This is a genomic window from Kitasatospora sp. NPDC092039 (assembly GCF_044756065.1).
GTDB lineage: Bacteria > Actinomycetota > Actinomycetes > Streptomycetales > Streptomycetaceae > Kitasatospora.
In genome coordinates, this window is the sequence record NZ_JBIVSD010000028.1 from 76,687 (window position 1) to 85,450 (window position 8,764).

At 74.0% G+C, this 8,764-nt stretch carries 7 protein-coding genes; 3 read left to right on the forward strand and 4 right to left on the reverse strand.

The window, feature by feature from the left end:
- Nucleotides 1-232: 232 nt before the first annotated feature.
- Complete coding sequence (locus ACIQI7_RS35805; protein ID WP_387759810.1) at nt 233-997, reverse strand: IclR family transcriptional regulator; 765 nt, start codon at nt 995-997, stop codon at nt 233-235.
- 188 nt (nt 998-1,185) lie between these two features.
- Nucleotides 1,186-2,139 (reverse strand): homocysteine S-methyltransferase, encoded by a 954-nt coding sequence (gene mmuM / locus ACIQI7_RS35810; protein WP_401118201.1) that lies wholly within the window; start codon nt 2,137-2,139, stop codon nt 1,186-1,188.
- Between the two features lie 173 nt (nt 2,140-2,312).
- Here mmuM and ACIQI7_RS35815 point away from each other — a divergent pair, with 173 nt between their 5' ends.
- From ACIQI7_RS35815 to ACIQI7_RS35825, 3 genes are all read left to right on the forward strand, one after another.
- Nucleotides 2,313-3,218, forward strand: coding sequence for an NUDIX hydrolase (locus tag ACIQI7_RS35815; RefSeq protein WP_401118204.1), 906 nt, complete (start codon nt 2,313-2,315; stop codon nt 3,216-3,218).
- Nucleotides 3,219-3,268: 50 nt separating this feature from the next.
- Nucleotides 3,269-3,835, forward strand: coding sequence for an NUDIX domain-containing protein (locus tag ACIQI7_RS35820; RefSeq protein WP_401118206.1), 567 nt, complete (start codon nt 3,269-3,271; stop codon nt 3,833-3,835).
- A 129-nt stretch (nt 3,836-3,964) separates the two neighbouring features.
- A complete protein-coding gene (locus tag ACIQI7_RS35825) occupies nt 3,965-5,983 on the forward strand; it encodes an acetoacetate--CoA ligase (protein ID WP_401118209.1) in 2,019 nt (672 codons plus the stop codon).
- Nucleotides 5,984-6,050: 67 nt separating this feature from the next.
- Here ACIQI7_RS35825 and ptsP read toward each other — a convergent pair whose 3' ends face one another.
- Together ptsP and ACIQI7_RS35835 are read right to left on the reverse strand one after the other, a co-directional pair.
- On the reverse strand, nt 6,051-7,721 hold the full coding sequence (ptsP, locus tag ACIQI7_RS35830) for a phosphoenolpyruvate--protein phosphotransferase (RefSeq protein ID WP_401118211.1): 1,671 nt from the start codon (nt 7,719-7,721) through the stop codon (nt 6,051-6,053).
- 97 nt (nt 7,722-7,818) lie between these two features.
- Entirely contained in the window at nt 7,819-8,268 is a 450-nt protein-coding gene (locus ACIQI7_RS35835) for a PTS glucose transporter subunit IIA (protein WP_401118214.1), read from the reverse strand.
- Between the last annotated feature and the right edge of the window lie 496 nt (nt 8,269-8,764).

The following is an 8,764-nucleotide window of genomic DNA, read 5'->3' on the forward strand; positions in this document are numbered from 1 at the left end:
TCCGGCCATCGTTCGACAATGTCGACCGTCATGCGGAAGCTTCCTCCCCAGGTCGCCCCCACGTCAAGGCAGGGTTACGCAGCTGTGACCCTCGCCTCGGCAGGTCCGTCGACGTTACCGAGCGGAGCGCCCCGAACCAGGACAAAACGCCAGAGGCGCGGACAGGCCTCCCGCCCGTCCGCGCCTCAGCGTGACGAATCGACGGCTCTGTGCGAGCCGTCCGTGGACGTGCTCAGAACCGCCCGGCGCCCAGGTCGCGGGAGATCGCCCGCGCCGCGCTGCGCACCGAGGCCACCAGCGAGGGCTTCACGAACCCGTCCTCGCAGACCCGCTCGACGGCGCCGCTGATGCACACCGCGCCCACCGGGTTGCGCCGCCGGTCCTGGATCAGCGCGCCGATCGAGGCCACGCCCTCCCAGGTCTCCTCGATCGAGTCCGCCCAGCCGCGCTCCCGGATCAGCGCGCACTCGGCGTCCACGTCGGCCGCCCCGGTCAGCGTCCGCACGGTGTACGACTCGTACGGCCCGTCGCCCAACTCCCCCCGTGCGACCGGGTCGTAGGCCACCAGTACCTTGCCCAGCGCGGTGCTGTGCAACGGCTGCATCGAACCGACCTCCAGCACCTGCCGGGTGTCGTCCGGCCGGAACACGTGGTGCACGATCAGCACGCCCTGCTGGTGCAGCACCCCCAGGTAGACCGTCTCCCCGGACGCCCGGGCCAGGTCGTCCGCCCACACCAGCGCCCGCGCCCGCAGCTCGTGCACGTCCAGGTAGCTCTGCCCCAGCCGCAGCAGTTCCGCGCCCAGCTGGTACTTGCCGGTCTCCGGATCCTGCTCGACGAACCCCTCCTGCTGCAGCGTGCGCAGGATGCCGTGCGCGGTGCCCTTGGCGAGCTCCAGCGCCGTCGCGACCTCGGACAGGCCCAGCCGGCGTTCGCCGCCGGCCAGCAGGCGCATGATCGCGGCGGCCCGGGAAAGCGACTGGATCGGGCCGGGCATGGGAACCTCCGCGCTGACAGGCGGTCGACATTGTCGACCGCAGTGGTGACGGGACGAGTCTGCCAGGCCGCGCTGACTCCGTGCACCTTCCCCCCGGGTAACCCGCCCTCCGCCCGCTGTTCACCCACGGCGCGGCCGCGGTCCGGCCGCTGTGTGCGCGCACGACCGCGCACGCGAGCCGTCGGTCGTCAGCCGTGCCGGCCCACCGCGCCCGCCCGCTGCGCCCGGAGCACCGCCACCTCCGCCGCCAGCGCCGCGATCCCGTCCGTCCCGACCCGGCAGCAACCGCCCACCAGCCGAGCCCCGTCCGCGAGCCAGCCGCCCACCCGGGCAGATCGGAAGGTCGGCTCGCCGCGCCAGCCCCGCCGGGCGGCGTCCCAGCTCTCCCCGCTGTTCGGGTAGACCACCACCGGCTTCCCGGTCACCTCGGCGGCCACCGCCACCGCCCGGTCCGCGTCCTGGGGCGTACAGCAGTTGACGCCCACCGCGACCACCTCGTCCACGTCGGCGGCCAGCGCGAAGGCCTCCGCCAGCGGCTGCCCGGCCCTGGTCCGGTCGCCCTCGACGCTGTACGACAGCCAGGCCGGCACCCCGAGCCCGCGCACCAGGCCCAGCAGTGCCCGCGCCTCGTCCGCGTCCGGCACCGTCTCCAGCGCCAGCACGTCCGGCCGGGTCGCCGCCAGCACCTCCAGCCGCGGCCGGTGGAAGTCCGCCAGCTCCGCGACGCTCAGCCCGTACCGCCCCCGGTACTCCGAACCGTCCGCCAGCACCGCCCCGTACGGGCCCACCGAGGCCGCCACCCAGCGCCGTCGCCCGCCCGGTTCCGGGCGCGCGGCCTCCCGGGCCAGCTCCACGCTGCTCGCCAGCAGCCGCGCGGCCTGCGCCCGGTCCACCCCGCGGCGCGCGAAACCCTCGAAACTCGCCTGGTAGCTCGCGGTTATCGCGACGTCCGCGCCCGCCGCGAAGTACGCCCGGTGCGCCGCCACCACCGCCTGCGGGTCGTCCGCCAGCAACCGCGCCGACCAGAGCCCGTCCGAGAGGTCGTGGCCGGCCGCCGCCAACTGGTTCGACATCCCGCCGTCGAGCACCAGCGGCCCGGCGGCCAGCGCGGCGGCGAAGTCCGGCGGGGGAGCAGTGGGCATGTCGGTCTCCTCTGGCAGAGTTCCTGGTCACAGCCTAGAGGTGGGCGCCCCGGCCGAGCGGGAAAACCATTTGCCGCAGGGGAACGCGATCGCTACGTTGTGCTCAGCCCGAGAAGAACGGCACCGGCGGGGCAGGTCCGGCGGCACCGGTGAGCACGGAGAGGAGCCCGGCGATGGCAGCGGACGACCAGCCGCCCTCCACCGGGCCCGGAGCCGAGCAGGAGTGGCTCGCCGCGTACGACCCGCGCGCCTACGCCCCGATCGCCGTCACGGTGGACGTGGTCGCCCTGACCTTGCGCCACGGCAGCCTGCACGTCCTGCTCGTCGAACGCGGCGCCCCGCCCCACCAGGGCTGCTGGGCGCTGCCCGGCGGCTTCCTGCGGGCCGGCGAGGAAGGCCTGGACGAGGCCGCCGCCCGCGAGCTCGCCGAGGAGACGGGCCTGCGGAGCGCCTCCGAGGCCGAGAACCGGCTCTGCCGCCTCCACCTCGAACAACTCGGCACCTACGGCGCCCCCGACCGGGACCCACGGATGCACGTCGTCTCCGTCGCCTACCTCGCCTTCGCCCCGGACCTGCCCGACCCCCGGGCGGGGACGGACGCCGCGGCCGCCGCCTGGCACCCCGTCTCCGACCTGGACCTCCGGCCCCCCGGCCGGTCCCGAGCCGCCGGTGCGCCCGCCGACACCCACGGGGGTGGTGTCGACGGGCGCACCGGCCCAGGCCCGCTCACGCTGGCCTTCGACCACGCCCGGATCCTCTCCGACGGCCTCGACCGGGTGCGCGCCAAACTCGAGTACAGCCCGCTGGCCACCGCCTTCCTGCCGTACGACTTCACCATCCCCGACCTCCGCGCCGTCTACGAGGCGGTCTGGGACGAGAAGCTCCACCCCGGCAACTTCCACCGCAAGGTGCTGTCCGTGCCCGGCTTCGTCGAGAGCACCGGCACCACCACCGAGCGCGGCGGCGCCCGCGGCGGCCCCCGCGCCCGCACCTACCACGCCGGCGACGCCCGACTGCTGCACCCCGCGCTGCTCCGTCCCACCCGCGACGGCACGGCCGACGACCCGGGCACCTCCTGAGCTTCCACCGCCCCCGGCGATACCGCCGGCCCCCGGGCTACCATCCGGCCATGACCACTGACGAAGCGACGCCCGCCGAGGAAGCGCAGCGGGCCGCCCACCGGCCGTTCTCGCACTGCCACTTCTGCGGCACGCCCTACCCGCCCGACACCCGCCTCTGGCCGCGCACCTGCCCCGGCTGCGCCGAGATCAGCTACCGCAACCCGCTGCCCGTCGCGGTCACCGTCCTCCCGGTCACCCGCCCCGACGCCGACCCCGCCCTGGTCGTCATCCGCCGCACCATCGAACCCGGATACGGCGAACTCGCCTTCCCCGGCGGCTACATGGACTACGGCGAGAGCTGGCAGCAGGCCTGCGTGCGGGAACTGCAGGAGGAGACCGGCATCCTGGCCGACCCGGCCGACGTCACCCTGATCCACACCGCCTCCGACCCCAACGGCCGCTTCGTCATGCTCTGCGGACTGCTCCCGGCCCGCCCGCTCGCCGACCTCCCGCCCTCGCGCCCCACCGACGAGACCGACGGCTGGCTGCTCGCCACCGTCGAAACCCCGCTGGTCTGGGACTTCCACAACGGCATCCTGCGCCGCTGGTTCAGCGGCGAGTTCACCGCGCGCTGAGCTCCCGCCCACCCATCGGCCGACCCTGGCGCGGCGGGCGATCACATGGCATGGTCTGCACCGACAGCCCAACCGGACGGGTCTGCCACGAGCGCTCCCGTCCCCACCACCGGCCGGGAGACCACCACCGTGAGCACCCCACCGCAGGACCAGCCGCTCTGGCGCCCGAACCCCGCTCGCGCCGCCGCCACCACCCTGGTGGCCTTCCAGGCCTGGGCCGCCGAACACCACGGCGCCCCGGCCGCCCCGCTCGCCCCGGCCGCCGACGACCAGCAGGCCGCCCAGCGCTACGCCGACCTGCACGCCTGGTCCACCGAGGACCTCGACCGGTTCTGGACCGCGGTCACCCAGTGGTTCGACGTCCGCTTCACCCGGGCCCCCGAAGCCGTCCTCGCCGACCCGGCCATGCCCGGCGCCCGCTGGTTCCCCGGCGCCCGGCTCAACTACGCCGAGCACGCCCTGCGCGCCGCCGAGGACCCGGCCAACGCCGACCGCCCCGCCATCCTCCACCTCGACGAGACCACCGACCAGCCGGCCGTGCTCACCTGGACCGAGCTCCGCCGCCAGGTCGGCTCGCTGGCCGCCGCCCTGCGCGCCCGCGGCGTCGGCCCCGGCGACCGGGTCGGTGCCTACCTGCCCAACGTCCCGCAGGCCGCCGTCGCCCTGCTCGCCACCGCCGCCGTCGGTGCCGTCTGGACCAGCTGCGCCCCCGACTTCGGCGCCCGCAGCGTCCTCGACCGCCTCCAGCAGATCGAACCCGCCGTCCTCTTCGCCGTCGACGGCTACCACTACGGCGGCAAGGACCACGACCGCACCGAGGTCGTCGCCGAACTCCGCCGCGAGCTCCCCGGCCTGCACACCGTCGTGCACGTCCCGCTGCTCGGCGCCCCCGCTCCCGAGGGCGCCCTGAACTGGGACGACCTGGTCGCCGACGACGTCGAGCCGGTCTTCGAGCCGGTCCCCTTCGACCACCCGCTCTGGGTCCTCTACTCCTCCGGCACCACCGGCCTGCCCAAGGCCATCGTCCAGAGCCAGGGCGGCATCCTGCTCGAACACCTCAAGCAGGCCGGCCTCCACCTCGACCTCGGCCCCCGGGACCGCTTCCTCTGGTACACCTCCACCGGCTGGATGATGTGGAACTTCCTGCTGGCCGGCCTCCTCGTCGGGTCCACGATCGTCACCTACGACGGCAGCCCCGGCCACCCCGACACCGGCGCCCTCTGGTCGGTCGCCGCCCGCACCGGCGCCACCGTCCTCGGCACCTCCGCCGCCTACGTGATCGCCAGCCGCAAGGCCGACCTCCACCCCGGCCGCGACCTCGACCTCTCCGCCGTGCGCTGCATCGGCACCACCGGCTCCCCGCTCCCGCCCGACGGCTTCCGCTGGATCTACGACGAGGTCAAGGAGGACGTCTGGCTCGCCTCCGTCAGCGGCGGCACCGACGTCTGCTCCTGCTTCGTCGGCGGCGTCCCCACCCTCCCCGTCCACCTCGGCGAGATCCAGGCCCCCTGCCTCGGCGCCGCCGTCGAGTCCTGGGACGTCCAGGGCAGGCCGCTCACCGACGCCGTCGGCGAACTCGTCGTCACCAAGCCCATCCCGTCGATGCCCACCGGCTTCTGGAACGACCCCGAGGGCACCCGGTACCACGACAGCTACTTCGACATGTACCCCGGCACCTGGCGCCACGGCGACTGGATCACCGTCACCTCCCGGGGCACCGTCGTCATCCACGGCCGCTCCGACTCCACCCTCAACCGCCAGGGCGTCCGGATGGGCTCCTCGGACATCTACGAGGTCGTCGAGCGCCTCCCGGAGATCGCCGAGTCCCTGGTCATCGGCCTGGAGGAGCCCGACGGCGGCTACTGGATGCCGCTGTTCGTCGTCCTCGCCCCCGGCGCGGAGCTGAACGACGAGGTGATCGGCCGCATCCGCACCTCGCTGCGCACCGAACTCTCCCCGCGCCACGTGCCGGACGAGGTCATCGCCGTCCGCGGCCTCCCGCACACCCTCACCGGCAAGCGGATCGAGGTCCCGGTCAAGCGCATCCTCTCCGGCACCCCGCTGGAGCAGGCCGTCAACCCCGGCTCCGTCGACCGCATCGAGCACCTGCGCTTCTTCGAGCAGCTCCGCCTCGACCGCCAGGCCTGACCGGCCGGCCCGAGGCACACGAAAGGGGCGCCCCCGGGTGGGGGCGCCCCTTCGCGTCGCTACGCGGTCACTCGCCGGAGAGCACCTGCTGCGCCGCGGCCCGCGCGTCCTCGGCGCTGTCCGCGGCCCGGGCCGCCTCGGCCGCCCGGCGGCACTGCGCCAGGGTGTACTTGGCCAGCGTGGTCCGCACGTAGGGGATCGAGGCCGCGCCCATCGACAGGCTGGTGACGCCCAGGCCGGTCAGCACCACGGCCAGCAGCGGGTCGGAGGCCGCCTCGCCGCAGACGCCGCAGCTCTTGCCGCTCGCCCGCGCGGCGTCGGCCGCCGAGGCGACCAGGTCCAGCAGGGCCGGCTGCCACGGGTCCTGGAGCCGGGCCAGCGCACCCACCTGACGGTCGGCCGCGAAGGTGTACTGGGCGAGGTCGTTGGTCCCCAGCGACAGGAACTCGACCTCCTGGAGGATCGCCCGGGCGCGCAGCGCGGCCGACGGAATCTCCACCATCGCACCGAACTTGGCGTTCAGCCCGGCCTCACGGCACGCGCTCGCGAAGTCCCTGGCGTCCTGGCGGTCGGCCACCATCGGGGCCATCACCTCGAGGTGCACCGGCAGCCCCTCGGCCGCCGTGGCCAGCGCCTCGAGCTGGGTCCGCAGCACCTCGGGGTGTTCGAGCAGGGTGCGCAGACCGCGCACGCCCAGCGCCGGGTTCGGCTCGTCGGCGGGAGTCAGGAAGTCCAGCGGCTTGTCGGCGCCGGCGTCCAGCACCCGGACCACCACCCGGCCCTCGGGGAACGCCTCCAGCACCTTGCGGTACGCCTCGACCTGCTTCTCCGCGGTGGGCGCCTTCGCCGAGTCGTCCAGGAACAGGAACTCGGTGCGGAACAGGCCGACGCCCTCGGCGCCGTTCTCCAGCGCGGCCGGCACGTCGGCCGGGCCGCCCACGTTCGCCAGCAGCGGCACCCGGTGCCCGTCCGAGGTCTGCCCCGGGCCGGAGGAGGCGGCCAGCGCGGCCTTGCGCTCGGCGGCGGCCGCCCGCAGCTCGTCCTGCTTCTCCTGGGACGGCTCCAGCAGCACGTCGCCGGAGCTGCCGTCCACCGCGACGACGGTGCCCTCGGCGACGTCGATCGCGCCCGGCAGTGCCACGACGGCCGGCACGCCCATCGCCCGGGCCAGGATGGCGCTGTGGCTGGTCGGCCCGCCCTCCTCGGTCACGAAGCCGAGCACCAGGGCCGGGTCGAGCAGCGCGGTGTCGGCCGGCGCCAGGTCCCGCGCGAACAGCACGTACGGCTCGTCGCTGTCCGGCACGCCGGGCATCGGCACACCGAGCAGCCGGGCCACGATCCGGTTGCGCACGTCGTCCAGGTCGGCGACCCGCCCGGCCAGGTACTCCCCGGCGGACGCGAGCAGCGCCCGGTAGGCCGCGAACGCGTCGTAGACGCCGCGCTCGGCACTGCTGCCGACGGCGATCCGGCGGGACACGTCGGCCATCAGCTCCGGGTCCTGCGCCATCAGCGCCTGGGCCTCCAGCACGGCCTGGGCCTCGCCGCCCGCGAGGTTGCCGCGCGCGACGAGGTCGGCGGCGACCGCCTCGACGGCGGCCTGGGCGCGGGCCTGCTCGCGCGGGGCGTCCTCGGTCGGGATCTGGGTGGCCGGGGGCTCCAGCACCGCCGTCCCCATGTGCCGCACCTGGCCGATCGCGACCCCGTGGCTCACGCCCACGCCGCGCAGCGTCTTCTCCATGTCACCTGTCTCCGCTGAGATGAGCGGCCCCGCCGGGAACCGCTGAGTGGGGGCCGCCCCGTCATCTCTTCCGGGGCGGGTGTCGGAAGGAAAGGAGTCAGCGCCAGCTGAACAGCTGCTCGCCCGCCTTGGCGTCGCCGTCCTCCCGCAGCTCGCCGAGCGAGTCGGCGGTGGCCTCCAGCGCCACGATCGGCGAGATCGGCGACTTGCCCGCGGCCTCGACGGCGGCCGGGTTCCACTTGATGACGGCCTGACCGCGGGTCACCGTGTCGCCCTTGTTGACGAGCAGCTCGAAGCCCTCGCCGTTCAGCTGGACGGTGTCGATCCCGAGGTGGGTCAGCACCCCGTGGCCCTCGGCATCCACGACCACGAACGCGTGCGGGTGCATGGAGACGACGACACCGTCCACCGGTGCGACCGCCGTGGTCTGCTCGCGAACGGGGTCGATCGCGGTGCCCGGGCCGACCATCGCACCCGAGAACACCGGGTCGGGCACGCCCGCGAGCCCCACGATCTTGCCGGTCAGCGGCGACGTCACAGTGGTCATGGTTGTGCCTCCCAAATGCGCAGTACAGCGAGTGGCCGCGAGGAGCGGCACGACGATCAACTGAAGCCTAAATCATGTCAACTTCGGACATCTGCTGACATTCCCGGGCGAAGACCCCGCCCACGCCTACCCAACCGGCCGGCGACTCACCTGCCCGCGAGTGGTCTAGTCCTCTGGGCCGATGCGCCGCACTCTACAGGCATCTTGGCGAATCGGGACCATTGCTGTATATGCTCGCGAGAGCAACAAATCATGCCGCCTTCCGGGGGGCTCCCGGCGCGCCCCGGTTCGCGCTCCGGCTGCCGACCGGCTATGGTTGGTCGAGTCGCCGCGACTCCGCGGTTAACGCCAGATTTCAGACGCGAAAAGCCCCGGTAAACGGAGCGGAAAGCGTCTGGTAGGCTGGAAACACGAAAGAACGAAGCCCGGAGGGCCTGCTGGAAGGCGGCTCGAAGGAAGCGTCCGTTCCTTGAGAACTCAACAGCGTGCCAAAAGT

What these genes read in the sequence shown, in the direction of transcription:
- ACIQI7_RS35835 (WP_401118214.1), bottom strand. Translation starts at nt 8,268, where the DNA reads ATGACCACTGTGACGTCGCCGCTGACCGGCAAGATCGTGGGGCTCGCG.
- ACIQI7_RS35805 (WP_387759810.1), bottom strand. Translation starts at nt 997, where the DNA reads ATGCCCGGCCCGATCCAGTCGCTTTCCCGGGCCGCCGCGATCATGCGC.
- ptsP (WP_401118211.1), bottom strand. Translation starts at nt 7,721, where the DNA reads ATGGAGAAGACGCTGCGCGGCGTGGGCGTGAGCCACGGGGTCGCGATC.
- mmuM (WP_401118201.1), bottom strand. Translation starts at nt 2,139, where the DNA reads ATGCCCACTGCTCCCCCGCCGGACTTCGCCGCCGCGCTGGCCGCCGGG.
- ACIQI7_RS35820 (WP_401118206.1), top strand. Translation starts at nt 3,269, where the DNA reads ATGACCACTGACGAAGCGACGCCCGCCGAGGAAGCGCAGCGGGCCGCC.
- ACIQI7_RS35815 (WP_401118204.1), top strand. Translation starts at nt 2,313, where the DNA reads ATGGCAGCGGACGACCAGCCGCCCTCCACCGGGCCCGGAGCCGAGCAG.